The organism is Microaerobacter geothermalis (assembly GCF_021608135.1).
Taxonomy (GTDB): Bacteria; Bacillota; Bacilli; order DSM-22679; family DSM-22679; genus Microaerobacter; species Microaerobacter geothermalis.
In genome coordinates this window covers 1-18,791 of the sequence record NZ_JAKIHL010000015.1, presented here as the reverse complement: position 1 = coordinate 18,791, position 18,791 = coordinate 1, and the positions used below count along the sequence as shown (strand labels likewise).

20 protein-coding genes are annotated in these 18,791 nt (G+C 39.3%); all 20 read left to right on the top strand.

What is annotated here, in order from left to right; all coding sequences use genetic code 11:
- Positions 1-35: 35 nt before the first annotated feature.
- The gene (locus tag L1765_RS07470) at positions 36-1,112 is read left to right on the top strand and encodes a protein-glutamate methylesterase/protein-glutamine glutaminase (RefSeq protein ID WP_236406067.1); all 1,077 of its coding nucleotides are present in this window, start codon (positions 36-38) and stop codon (positions 1,110-1,112) included.
- Positions 1,113-1,124: 12 nt separating this feature from the next.
- Positions 1,125-3,140, top strand: coding sequence for a chemotaxis protein CheA (locus L1765_RS07465; protein WP_236406066.1), 2,016 nt, complete (start codon positions 1,125-1,127; stop codon positions 3,138-3,140).
- A gap of 20 nt (positions 3,141-3,160) precedes the next feature.
- A complete protein-coding gene (locus L1765_RS07460; RefSeq protein WP_236406065.1) occupies positions 3,161-3,637 on the top strand; it encodes a chemotaxis protein CheW in 477 nt (158 codons plus the stop codon).
- Between the two features lie 2 nt (positions 3,638-3,639).
- On the top strand, positions 3,640-4,257 hold the full coding sequence (locus tag L1765_RS07455; protein ID WP_236406064.1) for a chemotaxis protein CheC: 618 nt from the start codon (positions 3,640-3,642) through the stop codon (positions 4,255-4,257).
- Positions 4,254-4,739, top strand: a complete 486-nt coding sequence (locus L1765_RS07450) for a chemotaxis protein CheD (protein WP_236406063.1) — start codon at positions 4,254-4,256, stop codon at positions 4,737-4,739. The genes L1765_RS07455 and L1765_RS07450 overlap by 4 nt, the downstream gene beginning before the upstream one ends.
- A 6-nt stretch (positions 4,740-4,745) precedes the next feature.
- Positions 4,746-5,087 (top strand): hypothetical protein, encoded by a 342-nt coding sequence (locus tag L1765_RS07445; RefSeq protein WP_236406062.1) that lies wholly within the window; start codon positions 4,746-4,748, stop codon positions 5,085-5,087.
- A 2-nt stretch (positions 5,088-5,089) separates the two neighbouring features.
- Entirely contained in the window at positions 5,090-5,884 is a 795-nt protein-coding gene (locus L1765_RS07440) for a FliA/WhiG family RNA polymerase sigma factor (protein WP_236406061.1), read from the top strand.
- 179 nt (positions 5,885-6,063) lie between these two features.
- On the top strand, positions 6,064-7,470 hold the full coding sequence (locus L1765_RS07435; protein WP_236406059.1) for a DUF342 domain-containing protein: 1,407 nt from the start codon (positions 6,064-6,066) through the stop codon (positions 7,468-7,470).
- Between the two features lie 14 nt (positions 7,471-7,484).
- A complete protein-coding gene (locus tag L1765_RS07430) occupies positions 7,485-7,796 on the top strand; it encodes a hypothetical protein (RefSeq protein WP_236406058.1) in 312 nt (103 codons plus the stop codon).
- 57 nt (positions 7,797-7,853) lie between these two features.
- Complete coding sequence (locus tag L1765_RS07425) at positions 7,854-8,342, top strand: DUF2802 domain-containing protein (RefSeq protein WP_236406056.1); 489 nt, start codon at positions 7,854-7,856, stop codon at positions 8,340-8,342.
- A 205-nt stretch (positions 8,343-8,547) separates the two neighbouring features.
- Positions 8,548-9,246 carry a 30S ribosomal protein S2 gene (rpsB, locus tag L1765_RS07420; protein ID WP_236406055.1) on the top strand — a complete coding sequence of 233 codons (699 nt, stop codon included), beginning with the start codon at positions 8,548-8,550 and terminating at the stop codon, positions 9,244-9,246.
- Positions 9,247-9,365: 119 nt separating this feature from the next.
- Complete coding sequence (gene tsf, locus L1765_RS07415; RefSeq protein WP_236406053.1) at positions 9,366-10,016, top strand: translation elongation factor Ts; 651 nt, start codon at positions 9,366-9,368, stop codon at positions 10,014-10,016.
- A 189-nt stretch (positions 10,017-10,205) separates the two neighbouring features.
- Entirely contained in the window at positions 10,206-10,931 is a 726-nt protein-coding gene (gene pyrH, locus L1765_RS07410; RefSeq protein WP_236406052.1) for a UMP kinase, read from the top strand.
- Positions 10,931-11,488, top strand: a complete 558-nt coding sequence (frr, locus tag L1765_RS07405; protein WP_236406051.1) for a ribosome recycling factor — start codon at positions 10,931-10,933, stop codon at positions 11,486-11,488. The genes pyrH and frr overlap by 1 nt, the downstream gene beginning before the upstream one ends.
- An 82-nt stretch (positions 11,489-11,570) precedes the next feature.
- Positions 11,571-12,338, top strand: coding sequence for an isoprenyl transferase (locus L1765_RS07400; protein ID WP_236406050.1), 768 nt, complete (start codon positions 11,571-11,573; stop codon positions 12,336-12,338).
- 18 nt (positions 12,339-12,356) lie between these two features.
- Entirely contained in the window at positions 12,357-13,148 is a 792-nt protein-coding gene (locus L1765_RS07395; RefSeq protein WP_236406049.1) for a phosphatidate cytidylyltransferase, read from the top strand.
- A 143-nt stretch (positions 13,149-13,291) separates the two neighbouring features.
- On the top strand, positions 13,292-14,440 hold the full coding sequence (locus L1765_RS07390) for a 1-deoxy-D-xylulose-5-phosphate reductoisomerase (RefSeq protein WP_236406048.1): 1,149 nt from the start codon (positions 13,292-13,294) through the stop codon (positions 14,438-14,440).
- 33 nt (positions 14,441-14,473) lie between these two features.
- Positions 14,474-15,712, top strand: a complete 1,239-nt coding sequence (gene rseP, locus L1765_RS07385) for an RIP metalloprotease RseP (protein ID WP_236406047.1) — start codon at positions 14,474-14,476, stop codon at positions 15,710-15,712.
- A 12-nt stretch (positions 15,713-15,724) separates the two neighbouring features.
- The gene (gene ispG, locus L1765_RS07380) at positions 15,725-16,804 is read left to right on the top strand and encodes a flavodoxin-dependent (E)-4-hydroxy-3-methylbut-2-enyl-diphosphate synthase (protein ID WP_236406046.1); all 1,080 of its coding nucleotides are present in this window, start codon (positions 15,725-15,727) and stop codon (positions 16,802-16,804) included.
- Complete coding sequence (locus L1765_RS07375) at positions 16,805-18,511, top strand: proline--tRNA ligase (protein WP_236406044.1); 1,707 nt, start codon at positions 16,805-16,807, stop codon at positions 18,509-18,511. It abuts the gene before it with no gap.
- The last annotated feature ends 280 nt before the right edge of the window (positions 18,512-18,791 follow it).

Genomic DNA, 18,791 nt, shown 5'->3' with positions numbered 1-18,791 from the left:
ATAATAAAACAATTGGATGAAGAGGAGACTCATTCATGATGAGGTATCGTGTACTTGTGGTTGACGATTCCGCCTTTATGAGAAAAATCATATCCGATATTTTATCCACATCTGATAAATTGGAAGTGATAGGAACTGCAAGGGATGGTCTTGATTGTTTAAATAAAGTGAAAGAACTTCATCCTGATGTTGTGACCCTTGATATCGAAATGCCTCGGATGGACGGGCTGGAGTGTTTAGAACAATTGATGAAATCTCAGCCGCTACCTGTTATCATGCTTAGCAGTTTGACGAATGAAGGAGCAAGGGCTACCATATCAGCGTTAGAAAAGGGGGCGTTTGATTTTCTCCCCAAGCCCTCCGGCTCTATTTCCCTCGATTTACATAAAATTGGTGATGAATTAATAGAAAAAGTGACTGCAGCAGCACAATTAAAGAATCGTTTTAGAGCCAAAATACATCCATATTTTCAGGCAGATGAAAAAATATCAATTATAAAAAAAGAAGTCGAGGCTTCAATTAAAAGCTATGATAAAATGAATTACGTTGTGGCGATTGGAACATCAACAGGTGGTCCGAAAGCTTTGCAGTCTGTGTTAACTAAAATTCCTGCAGGCTTTTCTGAAGCAATTGTTATCGTTCAGCATATGCCGCCCAAATTTACCCGATCACTTGCCCAAAGGTTGGATTCACTCAGCCAAATTACAGTTTTGGAAGCGGAAGACGGACAAAAATTGTTGCCTGGAACCGCCTATATTGCTCCAGGCGGTTATCATATGGAAGTAAAACAAAGGGATAAAGATCTTTTCATATCTCTTAACACAGAACCACCTGTAGGCGGACATCGCCCATCGGTAAACGTCTTATTTTCTTCTGTTGCTGAATTGAAAGGTATAAAAAAATTGGCCATCATTATGACAGGAATGGGTAATGACGGTACGGAAGGATTAAAAAAACTGAAAGAATCTGATCAAGTAAAGACCATTGTTGAAGATGAACAATCATGTGTCGTATTTGGAATGCCACGTTCTGCCATTCAGGCTGGTTGCGCAGATACAATTGTTCCTTTGGAAGGAATTGCCCAGGCTTTGATAGAATCAGTGGAATCATAGGGGGTGGAATCTATGGAAATGAGTCAGTATTTGGATATGTTTATAGAAGAGGCGAAAGAGCATCTGCAGGAAATTAATCAAAATTTATTATTACTAGAAAATGATCCCAATGAAACAGGGGTCATTAACGAGGTTTTTAGATCAGCCCATACATTAAAAGGGATGTCTGCTACCATGGGATTTGAAGATATGGCTACTTTAACCCATGAGATGGAAAATGTTTTAGATCTAATCCGAAATCAAAAACTTTTAATCAATGATCATATGATGAATTTATTGTTTCAATGCGTAGATTCTCTGGAAGGAATGGTTGTTTCATTGTCATCTGGCGGAGATGGAAAAATGGATGTCACTCAGTTGGTTCATCAGTTAAAATCGATCCTGTCAGATGAGCCCGTTTCACCAGTGAAAAAGGCCTCTTCACTGCCGAATATTGAAAACTCTTTTCAACCAATAGATTTGTCCTTCGATCAATTCGAAATTACCGTGATGAATCAGTCCATGCAGTCAGGACATAAAATCTATTACATAAATGTTGAACTCAGAGAGGATTGTATACTTAAAGCTGCAAGGGCATATATGGTATTTGATTCCATTGAAAATTCAGGAGAAATCATAAAATCTTTTCCGTCTGTTGAGGATATTGAAAATGAAAAATTTGACCGTTCCTTTAAACTGGTTGTGATTACAAAAAAGGAAAAAGCTGAGCTTGAGCAGATGATAAACCAGATATCTGAAATCACCAAGGCTGAAGTGATTTCTATAGATCCTAACCAATACCAAAAAGATGCGGAAATTCAGGAAACGATAAATATAGGCGATACAGATGCTAGAAAAAGTGATAAAAGTTCAAACCATAACGAAAAAAAAGTGATTGGCACAAAAACGATAAGAGTAGATATTGAGAGATTAGATGAATTAATGAATCTGTTTAGCGAACTTGTGATTGATCGGGGAAGATTGGAACAACTGTCCCGTGAAATAGGCCATGCCGAACTATTGGAAACAGTAGAACATATGAGCAGGATCAGCAGTGATCTTCAAAATCTGATATTAACCATGAGAATGGTTTCTGTAGAACAGGTCTTTAACCGTTTTCCTAGAATGGTAAGGGATTTGGCGAAGGAACTTAACAAAAAAATAAATCTTGAGATTTTTGGGGCAGAGACAGAATTGGACCGTACAGTTATCGATGAAATTGGTGATCCACTTGTTCATATATTAAGAAATGCGATTGACCATGGGATAGAACATCCTGAGGAACGGAAAGTAAAAGGGAAACGGGAAGAAGGAAATATTCAGCTTAAAGCCTATCATAGCGGAAATCACGTATTTATCGAGATCAAAGATGACGGGAACGGAATTGACAAGAACAAGGTGCTACAGAAAGGTCTTGAAAAGGGACTAATTACGGAAAAAAATGCACACCTCTTAGATGATAAGCAGGTTTATGACCTTTTGTTTATGCCTGGATTTAGTACCGCTGAAAAAGTTTCTGATGTTTCAGGGCGTGGAGTAGGCTTGGATGTGGTTAAGAATAAGATTGAGTCTTTAGGCGGCTTTGTTTCAATCAAATCTGAAAAAGGAGTAGGCTCCACCTTTCTTATTCAACTGCCCCTTACCTTGTCCATTATATCTGCAATGCTGGTTCAGGTGGAAGATGAGAAGTATGCCATTCCATTAAGTTCAATTATTGAGACCGCCATATTTAAAAAAGAAGAAATCATGTATGCCCATAAACAACAGGTCATTGATTTTAGAGGGCGGGTAGTCCCGCTGGTTTCTTTACAAAACGTTTTTGATATTCCTAAAAGCAATACGAACCAAGAAGATGAGATTCCCGTACTGATTGTCAGAAAAGGGGAAAAAATGGCTGGTTTGGTGGTAGGCTCATTTATAGGTCAGCAAGAGATTGTATTAAAGTCGCTTGGGAAGTATTTAACCAATATTTTTGCCATTTCAGGAGCCACGATTTTAGGTGACGGACAAGTGGCTTTAATTATTGATTGTAATGCCCTAATTAAATAGTGATAAGGAGGCAAGCTGGCATGTTGGAACAAAAAGACATAGTCAATGAGATGAAAGTGATTGTTTTTCGCCTACAAGAAGAGGAGTATGGCGTAGATGTTCATCAAGTGAAATCCATTGAAAGAATGCAACATATTACTCGTGTCCCAAGAACACCTGATTTTGTTAAGGGTGTCATCAATCTCCGGGGCGTGGTTACACCAATTATTGATTTAAGAAGTCGTTTTGAATTGGAAGAATTTCCGGTTACTGACAGCACCAGAATTATCATTGTTGTTGTTGGAGATGTAGAAGTGGGATTGATTGTTGATTCTGCCAACGATGTAATTGATATCCCCCTTAATATGATTGAACCTCCGCCAGAAATCGTTGGAGGTGTAGAAGCTGTATATTTGCAAGGAGTGGCAAAATTAGAAAACAGGCTCTTAATCCTGCTTAACCTGGATAAAGTACTGAATCCGGAAGAATTGAAACAATTAGAAAAAATGGCGAGGTAAGTATGGAACAATTTGACCGTTTTGCCGAATTCCAGTTTGATGTTTTAAAAGAAGTAGGAAACATAGGAGCCGGGAATGCAGCCACCGCGTTAGCCAGTCTGTTGAAAACCCATGTAAATATGAAGGTACCGCAGGTTCAACTGGTTCATTTCGATGACATATCCGATTTTGTGGGTGGGGCAGAGAAGGTAGTGATTGCTATTTTCCTAAGAATTCATGGAGATGCCCCCGGGAATATGTTTTTTATTCTAACCCATGAATCTGCAAAAAAATTACTAAATATGTTAATGGGAACCGTTTCAGAAGGGGAAGAATTCTCCGAAATGGAATTGTCTGCCCTTCATGAAATAGGAAATATTCTCGCAGGTTCCTATTTGTCATCATTGGCGGATTTTACAAAATTAAATCTCTCTCCCAGTGTTCCCGCCATTGCCATTGATATGGCTGGCGCCGTTTTATCCTATGGATTAATGGAATTAAGTATGGTTGGAGAGTATGCTTTGTTGATCGATACCACTTTTTTAGATGGAAATTCAGAAGTAGAAGGTCATTTTTTCCTATTACCAGACCCTGATTCTTTTGAGAAATTATTTGGAGCTTTAGGAGTGCCATTTGAATGAATGTAATCAAAGTTGGAATAGCAGATATGAATATCGCTGAGACTCCTGATAAGATTCGAACCACTGGCCTAGGCTCTTGTGTAGGAGTTGCTATTTATGATAAACATTTAAAAATGGCTGGACTCATCCATGTGATGCTTCCATCTTCTTCTCTTTGCAGGGGAAAAGAGATGAACCTGATTAAATATGCGGATACCGGGGTTCCTTATTTGGTGAAAAAAATGACAGAAAAAGGAAGTAAACGTTTTTCGATGGTGGCCAAAATGGCTGGAGGTGCCCAGATGTTCTCGTTTGCCGGTTCTTCAGATACTATGAAAATTGGCCAAAGAAATGTTGAGGCATGTAAAAACGCTTTAAAGGAATTGGGTATTCATCTCATTGGTGAAGATACAGGAGGAAATTACGGTCGTACCATTGAGATGGATTCTGAAACCGGAGTTTTATATGTTAGAACCGTGAATCAAGGAGTTAAGGAAATTTAGATGAAAATGAGCACATTCACATTCAACTGGATCATCGCTTGCATTGCAATGGTTCTGTCTTTTTTATTTTCTATTATCAACAACACTTTTTTTACCAGTATGATTCGTTCGTTGATTGCTTTCATCCTATTTTTTACCATAGGCTTTGGTATTCGATGGTTATTACACATTGCTTTAAAAGATATTGACGTTAATCCGAATAAAGATAGTGACAATAAGGGAGCTTATGTCGACATGACCACTCCTGAAGATGACCAAATCCCTCAATTATCCTTCTCCGAGTCTGAAAAAGACAACTTGGATCCTAAGAAAATGGCTCTGTTTATGCGGAAGTATTCCGAAGATTAAGGATGTGTTTGGAATTGTACGATAAAAATCAATCCATCCAGTATTATGGAGAATGGGTAAAATGGAAAAAACATGACAATAAAGAAGCGGAAGATTTTTTGGTAAATAAATATCTTCCATTGGTCGATTATGTAGTAAATCGTCTTGCTATCACTATGCCTAAAACGATTCAACGGGATGAACTTCGCAGTCTAGGTATTCTGGGATTGCTTGATGCGATGAAAAAATACGACTATTCAAGGGGTCTTCAATTCGAAACTTATGCCATGTGGCGAATTCGTGGGAATATTCTTGATGGAATCAGAGAAAATGATTGGATTCCGCGGTCAATGAGAGAAAAGTTAAAAAAAGTGGAAGAAGCGTATACGGTTCTTGAGCAAGAAAAGCTTCGCTCTGTAACAGATAAAGAGGTGAGTGATTTCCTGGGAATTAGCGAAGATGAGTTACTGCATATTCTCTCCCATTCATCGATGGGAACTCTGCTCTCATTGGATGAACCTATATCTGAAGAAGATCAACATCAAACCTCATTACAATCTACGATTTCTGATCCTAATGTGGAGTCTCCCGAAAGAAGGGCAGAATGGCTAGGTTTAAAGGAGGTTTTAAGTAAAACCATCGATCGGCTTCCGGAGAAGGAAAAGCTGGTTATTTCCTTATTTTACTATGATGAATTAACTTTAACAGAAATAGCAGAAGTCATGGGTTTATCTACATCCAGAATTTCTCAACTTCATTCCAAGGCGATTTATCGAATGAGAGCTGCCCTGGAAAAATTGAAAAGTCATCTACTGTAACAAAATTTATTATTGGTGCAAATGCAGCGTCCTGCGTTGTCGACATTGGCAAGTCCTGTGTGGTACAACTAAAATTCAGGGAGAAAAGAATACTCCACCTGAAGCAAGTTTATTACGATGAACACGACTAGCGGACGTGTGAATGTTTAGTTCCACTTCTATAGAAAGGGGAATGCATAATGGATGAAAATCAAGCACAAGTTCCTTTGGATGAATGGGTGGAAGTGATTATTAGTAAGGACCAAATGAAAGCGTATATCAAATTAATCATAGACCATGATGATATATCCGTTTCTCATGATTCTTTATTAAAATATGTTTCTGCCCATGGAATACAACATGGAGTATTATATGATAAAATAAAGGAGATTTCCCTTGATCCGGTATCTTTCGCAGGTCAAGAAGTGCTCATTGCAGAAGGTACGGATTCCAGAGATGGGCAAGACGCGAAACTGGAATATATGTACCAAATAAAAGAGGAAAAAAAACCCAAGATCCGTGAAGATGGAACAGTTGACTTTTATTCGATTCAGGAATTGGCTAATGTAAAAAAGGGGAAATTGTTAGCCAAAAAAATCCCGCCTACTAAAGGAATTTCGGGTACGAACATATTTGGCGAAGAGGTTCCAGGAAAAGACGGAAAAGACATACATATAAAACCAGGGAAAAATACTGTTATTGATAAGGAAAATGGATTGGTTTACGCTGCTATTGATGGTCAAGTTTCCGTTTCTGAAGACGGAAAAATTCATGTTTTTCCCGTTTATGAAGTAAATGGTGATGTTGATTTTGGAGTAGGAAACATCGATTTTGTAGGGACAGTCGTCGTTCGGGGAAAAGTGAATCCTGGCTTTTCAATTAAAGCATCGGGAGATATTAAAGTTTATGGATTGGTGGAGAGTGCTTTTTTGGACTGTGAGGGAGATATAGAGATCAGTTCCGGTATCATTGGACATCATCTGGGTGAAGTAAAAGCCGGTGGCAATGTGAAGGTGTCCCATATTCATAGCGGAATTGTATCGGCCAAAAACGATGTCATCGTATCCCAAAGCATCATGCATTCCACCATAAGGGCAGGCGGGAGTGTGATCTGTCAAGGTTCCAAGGGATTAATCGTTGGTGGAACGATACAAGCGGGAAAAAAAGTAAAGGCAAGAAGTATTGGAAACGAGATGGCCACAAGAACCTCAATCGAAGTGGGAGTTGCACCTGATTTAAGGGATGAACTGAAGGAACTTCTAAAGGAACAAAAAAAATTGACTGAGAATAAAATAAAGACAGAAAAGGCATTACAATACTTTAATCAACTACTGGCTACCACCGGAAATATCCCTCCCGATAAAAAAGAACTTCAAATTAAATTAGCTAATACCATGCTTCTGACGGAAAAACGTGAAAAAGTAGTGAAGCGGCGAATTAAAGAAATTGAGAACATGTTATTTGATATCGATGATTGTTCCATAGAGGCTACTCATACAATATATCCGGGAGTGAGGCTAGTATTCGGTTCACAAATCAGATATATTAAAGATAAGGAACCAAATTGTAAATTTGTATTAAAAGATGGGAATATTACAAAAAGCTAAGGAAGGTGACCTTTATGAGTTTCAAATCAGTGGAACTCCAAGTTGCTCTTCCCAGGACCCAAGAGTTAGGAAAAATTCAAGAACAAATAAACCAAAGAACTGCACAGGATCAAGCAGCGCTGGCATCCCAGCAAATCAAACAACTTGAATATGAAAGAAAAAGAAGCGGAAATATTTCCCGAACAGAGAAGCAAACGATTAGGAGAGACCAGAAAAATAAAGATGATTCAACAAACAAAAAAGGGAAGAAATCAACCCAAAAGAAAAAAGATGAACAAGAAGCTGTAGATCCATATAAAGGGAGGTATATCGATATATCTCTTTGATAGAAAATGTTTAAAAGGTATAGTATGCATTTTTTAACGATTATGGTGGTGTAACAAATGAATTTTGGTTGGCCTCTCCTTTTTACTTTAACCGTTTTTATTATTGTTTTTCTGGTGTATCGCATCATTAGAATTGAAAACCAATTGATGGAAATTGAAAGACGTGAAGGATTTACTGTCGAACAGGACGAAATTCAGGCGACTTTGGAACAATTTGTCGAGGAAATAAAACAAGAAAATGAACGCCTGATAAAAGCCATTTCTGGAATAAGGCAAAAAAATGATTTGGAGATAAAAAAGATTCAAAATGAGGTACATGGGATAAAAAAAGAGATCATAACGCTTCGTAAGGGAACAGAAAGCGAGAAATACACGAAACAAAGACTTTTTAGTGATCAGTTAAAGTTACTGGAAAGATATGAACAGATTTTTCAACTGAAACAAATGGGATTAAATTCAGATGAGATCGCAAAACGCACCGGTATGGGGAACGGAGAAATCTCGTTAATTTTGCAATTAGCTAAACAAGAAGGATTAAAAATGTAGTGGAATGGATAAGCTTCCAAATAAGTGGAAGCTTTCTTTGTGGCTGAGTAACTTTGTTCTTGATTAAAGGAAATCCGTATGTTAAAGTTAAAAATGGTGTGAAAAACACACATCTGTTGATTTGGATGAGGGTGCTTGTCGCTCAAGTCTCATCTGAAGAAGAGACAGGTGGAGGATAAAAAACCAATGAAGGAGGTGAGTGAGGATGGCGGTAATCTCCATGAAACAACTCTTAGAGGCCGGGGTTCATTTCGGACATCAAACCCGTCGTTGGAATCCCAAGATGGATCGCTACATCTTCACTGAACGAAACGGAATTTATATTATTGATCTGCAAAAGACGGTTAAGAAAGTAGAGGAAGCTTACTATTTCGTACGTGACCTCGCCGCTAACGGGGGGACCCTATTATTTGTGGGAACCAAAAAGCAGGCTCAGGATTCGGTGCAAGAAGAAGCTGAACGCTGTGGGATGTTTTATATTAACCAACGTTGGTTAGGTGGTACTTTAACCAATTTTCAGACCATCCGCAAGCGTATTGACCGTTTGCATCAGTTGGAAACCATGGAGGGTGATGGGACTTTTGATGTACTCCCAAAAAAAGAAGTGATTCTTTTAAAAAAGGAGAAGGATCGCCTAGAAAAATTCCTCGGTGGAATTAAGGGTATGACCAGCTTGCCCGATGCAGTTTTTGTCATCGATCCACGGAAAGAGCATATCGCCGTTGCAGAGGCTCGCAAGTTAGGCATTCCTATCGTGGCAATCGTTGATACCAACTGTGACCCCGACGAGGTGGATTATGTTATTCCTGGTAACGATGATGCCATTCGCGCAGTGAAATTATTGACAGCAAAAATTGCCGATGCCGTAGTTGAAGGAAATCAAGGTGAACAAACAACTGCTTAAGTATTGAAGGGTGGCCTTAAGGGTTTTATACCCTAAGCCGCCCTTTTTTAGCGGTTTAGATTAAGGGTGCTTCAATGAAAGTTCGCTAATCGAATTAGATAAGGTAAGGAGGCCGTAAGATGAGTGTAACTGCTTCGATGGTAAAGGAATTACGGGAGAAAACCGGTGCTGGAATGATGGATTGTAAGAAGGCATTGGCTGAAGCAAATGGAGATATGGAAAAAGCTGCTGAAATCCTGAGGGAAAAGGGATTGGCTGCTGCTGCTAAAAAAGCTGGCCGTATTGCAGCAGAAGGAATTGTAGATTCGTACATACATGCTGGCGGAAGAATCGGTGTTTTGGTAGAAGTAAACTGTGAAACGGATTTTGTAGGAAAAACTGATGAATTTAAAGCCTTTGTAAAAGATATTGCCATGCAGATTGCTGCTGCCAATCCGCAATACGTATCAAGGGAAGAAGTGCCTGAGGAGGTATTAGAAAAAGAAAGACAAATTTTAAGAACTCAGGCCCTGAATGAGGGTAAGCCGGAGAATATCGTAGAAAAAATGGTGGATGGAAGAATCGGGAAATTTTTTAAAGAGGTTTGTTTATTGGAGCAGCCGTTTATCAAAGATCCAGATATTACTATCGAGAATTTGTTAAAGGAAAAAATCGCGAAGATCGGTGAGAATATATCCATCCGCCGATTTGTTCGTTATGAATTAGGAGAAGGGTTGGAAAAGCGTCAGGATAATTTCGTAGAGGAAGTCATGTCCCAAGTTAAAAAATAATATACCTGAAAAAATATCTTACCGATCAGGAAACTTTTCTAATTTCCTGATCGGTAAATAAGGGAACACTCCGTGTTCCCTTATTTAGCAAGCTCATAAATCCAAATAACCAAACCAATTATTTTCCAGGTTAGAGGATTTTAAGGACTCATGTAGAACATACATAAGAGAAATGGAGGAAATTGAATAATGCCTCAACCCAAGTATCGCAGAGTTGTGTTAAAATTAAGTGGGGAAGCGTTGGCCGGTGAGAAAGGGTTTGGAATCGATCCCTTGTTTATTACTTCAATTGCCAAACAAATTAGAGAAGTAGTTGAATTAGGAGTTGAAGTGGCGATTGTGGTTGGTGGAGGAAATATTTGGAGGGGATTAGCCGGCAGTGCCAAAGGAATGGACAGGGCAACTGCAGACTATATGGGAATGCTGGCTACTGTGATGAACTCATTAGCTCTTCAGGACAGTTTGGAAAGGGAAGGAGTCCCCACCAGAGTTCAAAGCTCCATTGAAATGAGACAAGTGGCAGAACCATATATTAGAAGAAGGGCTATTCGTCATTTGGAAAAGAAAAGGGTGGTCATATTTGCCGCCGGTACAGGTAATCCTTATTTTTCTACTGATACCACTGCCGCTTTAAGGGCTGCAGAAATTGAAGCAGAAGTGATTTTAATGGCTAAGAATAAGGTTGATGGAGTATATTCTGCTGATCCAGACAAGGATACTAATGCTATAAAATATGACGAACTAACCTATTTGCAGGTTTTAAATCAAGGATTAGGTGTTATGGATTCAACTGCCTCTTCATTATGCATGGATAATGACATTTCACTGATTGTTTTCTCCATTTCGGAGGACGGCAATATCATGAAAGCAATATTAGGTGAAAAAATTGGAACGATCGTAAGGGGGAATGAATAATGTCTCAGAATATTATTGAACAGGCTGAAGAAAAAATGGAAAAAGCAATTGGCGCTTTTAAAAAGGATTTGTCTACATTAAGGGCAGGACGGGCGAATCCAGCAATCCTCGATCGGGTTCAAGTTGAATATTATGGTACAATGATGCCCATTAATCAATTGGCAAACATCAATGTACCGGAGCCAAGATTAATTGTTATTCAACCTTGGGATAAGTCATCCATTGGCCCAATTGAGAAGGCCATTCAAAAGGCAGAACTTGGTCTTAGCCCAACAAATGACGGGAATGTCATTCGACTTCCTATTCCTCCGCTTACCGAAGAAAGAAGGACTGAATTAGTTAAGATGCTTAAAAAAATGGCAGAGGAATCAAGGGTTGCCATAAGAAATATCAGAAGAGATGCCAATGACGAAATGAAAAAAATTGAAAAAGAAGGTACAATATCAGAAGATGAATCTAGAAGGGAACAAGAAAAGATTCAAAAGCTAACTGATAAATACATAAATATAGTGGATGAGCTAATGGCTCAAAAAGAAAAAGATATCATGGAAGTTTAAGGGAGAGAGATAAGGGGAGCATTATTGCTCCCTATCGCATGTTATTATTTAGCAAGCCTGATCTATAAGTGGGGGAGAGAACATGTTACATAAGTTTACTCAATGGTTGCCGAAAAAAGATGACGGTAGAACAAATCTAATGGTCGAAAATAATAATCTTCCAAGACATATCGCGATTATAATGGATGGAAATGGAAGATGGGCCAAAGAAAAGGGGCTCCCTCGAATTGCCGGTCATCGCGCGGGAATGAGGACAGTAAAAAATATTACCAAAGCAGCCAATGAGATAGGCATAAAAATTCTCACTTTGTATGCTTTTTCTACAGAAAATTGGAAGCGTCCCAAAGAAGAAGTGGACTATTTAATGAAGCTACCCCAAGAATTTTTGGTTACCGAACTTGAAGAATTAATCGAAAATAATGTTCAGGTTAAAATGGTGGGTGAAGAAGCGGGACTCCCCCCTTATACATTAGAAGCTGTAAAAACTGCGATTGAAAAGACCAAAGAAAATGACGGGCTTATTCTTAATTTTGCTTTAAATTATGGAAGTCGCAATGAAATGGTAAATGCTGTAAAACAAATTTCAACTGATGTAATAAATGGTGATATAGCTGTAGAAGATATTAACGAGGAGACGATTTCAAATAAAATGCTGACTTCTTCCTTCTCCGACCCTGACCTGCTAATCCGAACCAGCGGAGAAATTCGATTAAGTAATTTTATGTTATGGCAATTGGCGTATACGGAGCTATGGTTTACCGATGTTAGGTGGCCTGATTTTACGAGGGAACATTTTTATGAAGCGATAAGAGATTATCAGCAGCGCAGCAGAAGATATGGTTCCATATAGCCCTAAGGAGGGTTTGAAGTGAAGAAAAGAATTTTTACCGGTTTAATAGGTGGAACTATTTTTTTGTACCTTCTCTATTTAGGTGAAATGTGGTATTCCACCCTTATTTTTTTACTGGCTTCTTTTTCTTTTTATGAGTTTTTAAAAATGAAAAACAGAAATTTGTTGTCCATTGAGGGTGGTTTAAGTTTGATATTTATATTTCTTTTGGTCTTGATCCCCAATAAAGTAAGCAATGATGAATTTACATGGTTCTTTACGGCAACTATTATTTATTTTTTGTTGCTGTATTTGATTCCGGTTGTTACCAAAAATCAAGTAACCATTGATCATGTTGCCTATACTTTTTTTGGTGGATTTTACATCGGATTGGGCTTTTTATTTTTTGTATTAACTCGTTATTTGGAAAGTGGATTTTGGGCCGCTCTCTTTGTCATTCTGATCACTTGGACCACTGATACCTTCGCTTATTTTTCCGGCTTGCTTCTTGGAAGCCGGAAGTTGTGGCCGCAAATCAGTCCGAAAAAAACAATTGAAGGCGCATTGGGAGGAATCCTTGGTGCTATAATTGTTGCTTCAGTTTTTCAATGGATCTTCCATCCCTTAACCTCCATAGGAACGGCTATAATCATTGCCTTTGTTATATCAATAGCTGCCCAAATAGGGGATTTGATGGAGTCCGCTTTAAAACGTCATTTGGGGGTGAAAGACTCGGGTAATCTTTTACCGGGTCATGGAGGAATATTAGATCGATTTGACAGCCTATTGATTGTATTTCCCATTTTTTATATCATGCAGTTTATCCTCTGATGAAATCAACCATTTTCGTCGATTTCAATAAGTTCGACTACTCACATCTAATCTCTAGATGCGGAACTATCCCGTCCTTGTAATCTCGTACGAACCGCGGTTATCGATTTTCTTTTTAGATACATATATTATGAGGTGAATATATGAAACATATATCGATATTAGGAAGCACCGGTTCCATTGGAAGGCAAACTTTGGAAGTTATCGAACAGCATCCCGAAGATTTTCAGGTGGTGGCATTATCAGCTGGAGAAAACATTGATCTTTTTACCAAGCAGGTATTAAAATGGAAACCACAAATCGCTTCCGTTGCGACAAAGAAATTGGCAGATGAGTTAAAGGCAATTGTAGGCAGTCACACTATCATCACTTTTGGTGAAGAGGGTCTGGAAGAGGTTGCCACATGGGAGCAAGCTGATTTTGTTGTAACAGCAGTTGTCGGGAGTTTAGGTCTAAAACCAACAATTTCTGCCATTCGTGCCGGCAAAAATATTGGTTTGGCAAACAAAGAAACCCTTGTATCTGCCGGGCATTTGATTGTGGAAGAGGCACACAAAAACGGGGTATCCATTATTCCGATAGACAGTGAACACTCGGCCATTTTCCAATGTCTAAAAGGTGAACAAAGGGATTCTATATTGAGAATTATATTAACCGCTTCAGGAGGATCATTTCGACATTTGCGCAGGGAACAGCTAAAAGACGTAACCGTTAAAGAAGCCTTGTCCCACCCAAATTGGAAGATGGGAGCGAAAATTACCATTGATTCGGCGACTATGATGAATAAAGGGTTAGAAGTCATAGAGGCCCATTGGCTTTTTGGACTGCCATTTGAAAAAATAGATTGCATGTTGCACGATGAAAGTATCATTCATTCTATGGTAGAATTTAAAGACAGGGCGATCCTGGCTCAGTTGGGTACCCCGGATATGAAGGTTCCCATTCAATACGCTTTAAGTTATCCTGATAGGATGAGTTTAAACACATCAGAATTAGATCTCACGAAATGGAGCGCATTGCATTTTCGCCCCATGGATTTTGAGAGATTTCCGTTGCTATCTTTAGCTTATGAGGCCGGAAAAGCGGGCGGAACTATGCCTACCGTACTAAATAGTTCAAATGAAGTGGCTGTTGGTGCTTTTTTAGCTGGTAAAATTAAATTTTTAGACATTGAACGAATGATTCAAGAAGTTCTTGACAAACATAGTAACATTATTCAACCAAGTCTCGAGGATATTTTTTCAGCAGACCATTGGGCAAGGAATTACACTGAACAATTAATAAATCGATGAAGATAATACAAAGATTAAGGGTTGGTGAACGAATTGGTTTTACAAACAGTGATTGCCATTATTCTAGTTTTTGGAGCACTGATCTTTTTTCACGAATTAGGACACTTTTTGTTGGCCAAAAGGGCTGGGATTTTGTGTCGCGAATTTGCCATTGGATTTGGACCTAAGATTATTTCCTTTAAAAAAGGAGAAACAAGGTATACACTTAGAATTTTTCCATTAGGCGGATTTGTTAGAATGGCTGGAGAAGATCCGGAAGTGGTGGAAATAAAACCAGGGCAACAAATTGGTGTTCAATTCAACAACAAAGGTGAGGTTGTTAAGATTATTGCATCTAAGAATAGGAATGCTTCTCAGTGGATAACGGTTCGATCTATAGATTTAACCAATGATTTGCGAATTTCTGGTGAAAATGAACAAGGCGTTGTTTCATATCAGGTTCATCCAGAAGCTCATATTTACTACGATGATCAAGAAGTACAGATCGCTCCCTATGATAGGCAATTTTCATCAAAGACCATTTGGCAAAGATTTTTAACCATATTTGCCGGTCCAGCCATGAATTTCGTATTGGCTATACTTTTATTCATGATTGTCGGGTTATTAAACGGCGTTCCTTCTGATAAGCCCTTTTTAGGAGAAGTTGATGAAGGGGGACCTGCAGCAATCGCCGGATTGCAGAAAGGAGATCGGGTGATTTCTGTGAATTCGGTGCCAGTAAGATCTTGGTCAGATTTTGTGGAAGATGTCAGGAGAAACCCGAATAAGGAGATTACTTTGATCATTGAAAGAAAAGGTGAACAGTTTCGGGCGATAGTGAAAACGTCTGAGATAGATGGGGTCGGAAAGGTTGGAGTTTATCAGCCCACTGAGTTTTCGATAGTCGGATCCGCTATTTACGGAGTATCTACCACCTATGAATTTACGTCCAAGATTTTTGAGGGGCTGGGCATGATGATAAAGAGAGAGGTATCTACCGCCGAATTATCGGGTCCTGTCGGGATATTCAAGTATACCGGAGAAATGGCTCAAAAAGGGTTAACCACTTTATTAATTTGGGCAGCTTTCTTAAGTATAAATTTGGGAATCTTTAACCTGCTTCCGATACCTGCTCTGGACGGAGGAAGACTCATCTTTTTAGCCATCGAACTCGTAAGAGGAAAACCCATTGACCCACATAAAGAAAGCATGGTTCACTTTCTAGGTTTTGCTCTGCTTATGCTACTGATTCTTGTTGTTACATGGAATGACATTCAAAAATTCTTTTTATAGGAGGAGACATCGGTGTTTAAACGAGAAGAGACGAGGCCGATTACGGTCGGAAACGTTCAAATTGGGGGACAATCCTCCGTTGTCATCCAGTCCATGACAACGACGGATACAAGAAATGTGGAGGCTACCCTTAATCAAATTCAAGCCTTGGCGGACGTTGGCTGTCAAATTGTAAGACTTGCTGTGATTAATGAGGATGCCGCTAGAGCGATAAAAAAGATAAAGGAGCGTTCCCCCCTTCCGCTAGTGGCCGATATTCATTTTGACTATAAATTGGCTTTAATTGCACTGGAGAGCGGAATAGATAAAATTCGAATTAATCCAGGCAATATTGGTTCAAAAGAAAAAGTGAAAGCGGTGGTAGAGGGCTGCCGGGAAAAGGGGGTTCCCATTCGTATTGGAGTGAATTCTGGATCCGTTGAAAAACGACTTCTGGATAAGTATGGTTATCCTAGCCCTGAAGCCATCGTCGAAAGTGCTTTAACCCATGTGGAAATTTTGGAGGAATTGGATTTTTATAATATTGTTGTATCACTGAAATCATCAGATGTTCCTGCAATGATTCAGACTTACCAGTTAATGGCTGAGAAGAGGAATTATCCTTTGCACGTAGGGGTAACGGAAGCAGGAACAGTTTTTTCAGGAGGAATAAAATCGGCAGTAGGAATTGGAACGGTTTTATCTTATGGAATCGGAGATACAATCAGGGTATCATTAACAGGGGATCCCACTGAGGAGATAAAGGTTGCTAAACAGATATTAAGAAGTTTGGAATTATCTGGGAATGAGCCGGTGGTGGTATCCTGTCCATCCTGCGGGAGATGTCAAATCGAGCTGATTGAATTGGCAAATAAGGTAGAGGAAGCGGTAAGTTCCATTAAGAAGCCATTAAAAATTGCCGTGATGGGTTGTGCTGTCAATGGACCAGGGGAAGCCAGAGAAGCAGATGTGGGAGTTGCTGGCGGAAACGGAGAAGGATTAATATTCCGCAATGGAGAAATTGTCAGAAAAGTAAAGGAAGATGAGCTTTTTGAGGAATTAATGTTAGAAGTGAATGCAGTTCTTACTGCATCTGAGGATGGAGGTAAGTAAATGAGACAGCAGCATTATTTTCTTCCAACACTAAGGGAAAACCCTGCGGAATCTGAAACCATAAGTCATCAATTAATGATAAGGGCAGGACTGGCCCGGCAGTTGGCGTCAGGAATTTATTCGTATCTGCCGTTGGGATTACGAGTTCTCCAAAATATACAGAGGATTGTCAGAGAAGAAATGAATAGGGCTGGAGCCCAGGAATTGGTGATGCCAGCTATTCAGCCGGCCGAGTTGTGGCAGGAGACAGGGCGTTGGGATGCCTATGGGCCTGAATTAATGAGATTAAAAGACCGTCATGACCGAAACTTTGTATTGGGACCAACCCATGAAGAAGTAATCACCAGCATTGCCAGAGATGAGGTAAGATCTTACAAAAAGCTTCCTTTCAATCTATACCAAATTCAAACCAAATACAGAGATGAACGAAGACCCCGTTTCGGAGTGATTCGGGCCAGGGAATTTATTATGAAGGATGCTTATTCCTTTGATAAGGATAGTGAAGGATTGGACAAGAGTTATCAGGCGATGTACGATGCTTATGTGCGAATCTTTACAAGATGTGGTTTGCACTTCCGTGCTGTTGAGGCGGATGCCGGCGCAATCGGAGGTAAGGGAACCCATGAATTTATGGTTTTATCCGAAATTGGTGAAGATACCATTGCTTATTGTTCCTCTTGTTCCTATGCTGCCAATCTAGAAAAGGCAGAAGTGGTCAAACAGGAAGTACAGCCTTTAGAGGAGAGAAAGCTTTCTATAGAAAAAGTGAGCACTCCCAATGTAACCACCATTGAAGAACTAAGTGAGTTTCTTTCCGTACCCAGAGAAAAAGTAATAAAATCCTTATTATATGTTGCCGATGGGCAACCAGTACTGGCATTAATCCGTGGAGATCACGAATTAAATGAAATAAAACTGAAAAACGTTTTTGATGCAAATGTGTTAGAGATGGCTACTCCGGAACAGGTGAAAGAATGGATAAATTCTTCAATCGGATACATTGGGCCTATTGGCGTGACGGGAGTAAAGATCGTTGCAGATTATGCAGTGGAATCCCTCGTAAATGGGATTACTGGTGCCAATGAGGAAGGCTATCATTATGTCAATGTGAATCCTGGAATAGATTTTTCAGTACATCTGTATACGGATCTCCGGAACATTCAAGAGGGCGATGTCTGTCCCCATTGTTCTGATATTATCCAGTTTGCCAAAGGGATTGAAGTAGGGCATGTCTTTAAATTGGGGACCAAATATAGCGAAAAATTAGGAGCAGTCTTTCTTGATGAGAATGGAAAAGAACAGCCAATGGTGATGGGGTGCTATGGAATTGGAATATCAAGGACCATTGCTGCCATTATTGAACAAAATCACGATGAGAACGGCATTATTTGGCCCGTTTCAGTTGCACCGTTTCACGTACATATTATCCCGGTCAATATGAAACAAAAAAATCAGGTACTAGTGGCAGAAGAAATATATCAAAAATTGAAGAATACAGGATTAGAAGTTTTGCTGGATGATCGTCAGGAAAGGGCAGGAGTCAAATTTAATGATGCTGATTTAATCGGAATCCCTATTCGCATCACGGTTGGCTCCAAAGTAGATGAGGGCTTGATTGAACTAAAAGTGAGAAAAACAGGAGAATCTAGGGAAATTAAAGTGGATGAACTGGTTGAACAGATTCAATCTCTTCTGGAAACCATTTAGTTTCACATTCTATAGTTTATCCTATATATAGAAGCGGAACTAAACTTACATGACCCGCAGGGTCACAAATTCTCATGAAAATAATTCCATCCAGTAGTTACCTAGTTACTGTATCATCGTCATCTTCTCATAATGGAAATTGAACAGGGGAATGGTAAGTCGTAAATCTTTATGGTGGTAGCAATATCAGACCCCGCGAACTAAACGGACAGCATCGATCATTGAGCACAAATTCCTGTTGCTGCGAGCACGAATATCAAATTACTGTTTGTCTCTGATC

Bases quoted from the DNA above. Each gene is read 5' to 3' on its own strand.
- L1765_RS07470 (WP_236406067.1), top strand. From the start codon at position 36: ATGATGAGGTATCGTGTACTTGTGGTTGACGATTCCGCCTTTATGAGA.
- L1765_RS07465 (WP_236406066.1), top strand. From the start codon at position 1,125: ATGGAAATGAGTCAGTATTTGGATATGTTTATAGAAGAGGCGAAAGAG.
- L1765_RS07460 (WP_236406065.1), top strand. From the start codon at position 3,161: ATGTTGGAACAAAAAGACATAGTCAATGAGATGAAAGTGATTGTTTTT.
- L1765_RS07455 (WP_236406064.1), top strand. From the start codon at position 3,640: ATGGAACAATTTGACCGTTTTGCCGAATTCCAGTTTGATGTTTTAAAA.
- L1765_RS07450 (WP_236406063.1), top strand. From the start codon at position 4,254: ATGAATGTAATCAAAGTTGGAATAGCAGATATGAATATCGCTGAGACT.
- L1765_RS07445 (WP_236406062.1), top strand. From the start codon at position 4,746: ATGAGCACATTCACATTCAACTGGATCATCGCTTGCATTGCAATGGTT.
- L1765_RS07440 (WP_236406061.1), top strand. From the start codon at position 5,090: ATGTGTTTGGAATTGTACGATAAAAATCAATCCATCCAGTATTATGGA.
- L1765_RS07435 (WP_236406059.1), top strand. From the start codon at position 6,064: ATGGATGAAAATCAAGCACAAGTTCCTTTGGATGAATGGGTGGAAGTG.
- L1765_RS07430 (WP_236406058.1), top strand. From the start codon at position 7,485: ATGAGTTTCAAATCAGTGGAACTCCAAGTTGCTCTTCCCAGGACCCAA.
- L1765_RS07425 (WP_236406056.1), top strand. From the start codon at position 7,854: ATGAATTTTGGTTGGCCTCTCCTTTTTACTTTAACCGTTTTTATTATT.
- rpsB (WP_236406055.1), top strand. From the start codon at position 8,548: ATGGCGGTAATCTCCATGAAACAACTCTTAGAGGCCGGGGTTCATTTC.
- tsf (WP_236406053.1), top strand. From the start codon at position 9,366: ATGAGTGTAACTGCTTCGATGGTAAAGGAATTACGGGAGAAAACCGGT.
- pyrH (WP_236406052.1), top strand. From the start codon at position 10,206: ATGCCTCAACCCAAGTATCGCAGAGTTGTGTTAAAATTAAGTGGGGAA.
- frr (WP_236406051.1), top strand. From the start codon at position 10,931: ATGTCTCAGAATATTATTGAACAGGCTGAAGAAAAAATGGAAAAAGCA.
- L1765_RS07400 (WP_236406050.1), top strand. From the start codon at position 11,571: ATGTTACATAAGTTTACTCAATGGTTGCCGAAAAAAGATGACGGTAGA.
- L1765_RS07390 (WP_236406048.1), top strand. From the start codon at position 13,292: ATGAAACATATATCGATATTAGGAAGCACCGGTTCCATTGGAAGGCAA.
- L1765_RS07375 (WP_236406044.1), top strand. From the start codon at position 16,805: ATGAGACAGCAGCATTATTTTCTTCCAACACTAAGGGAAAACCCTGCG.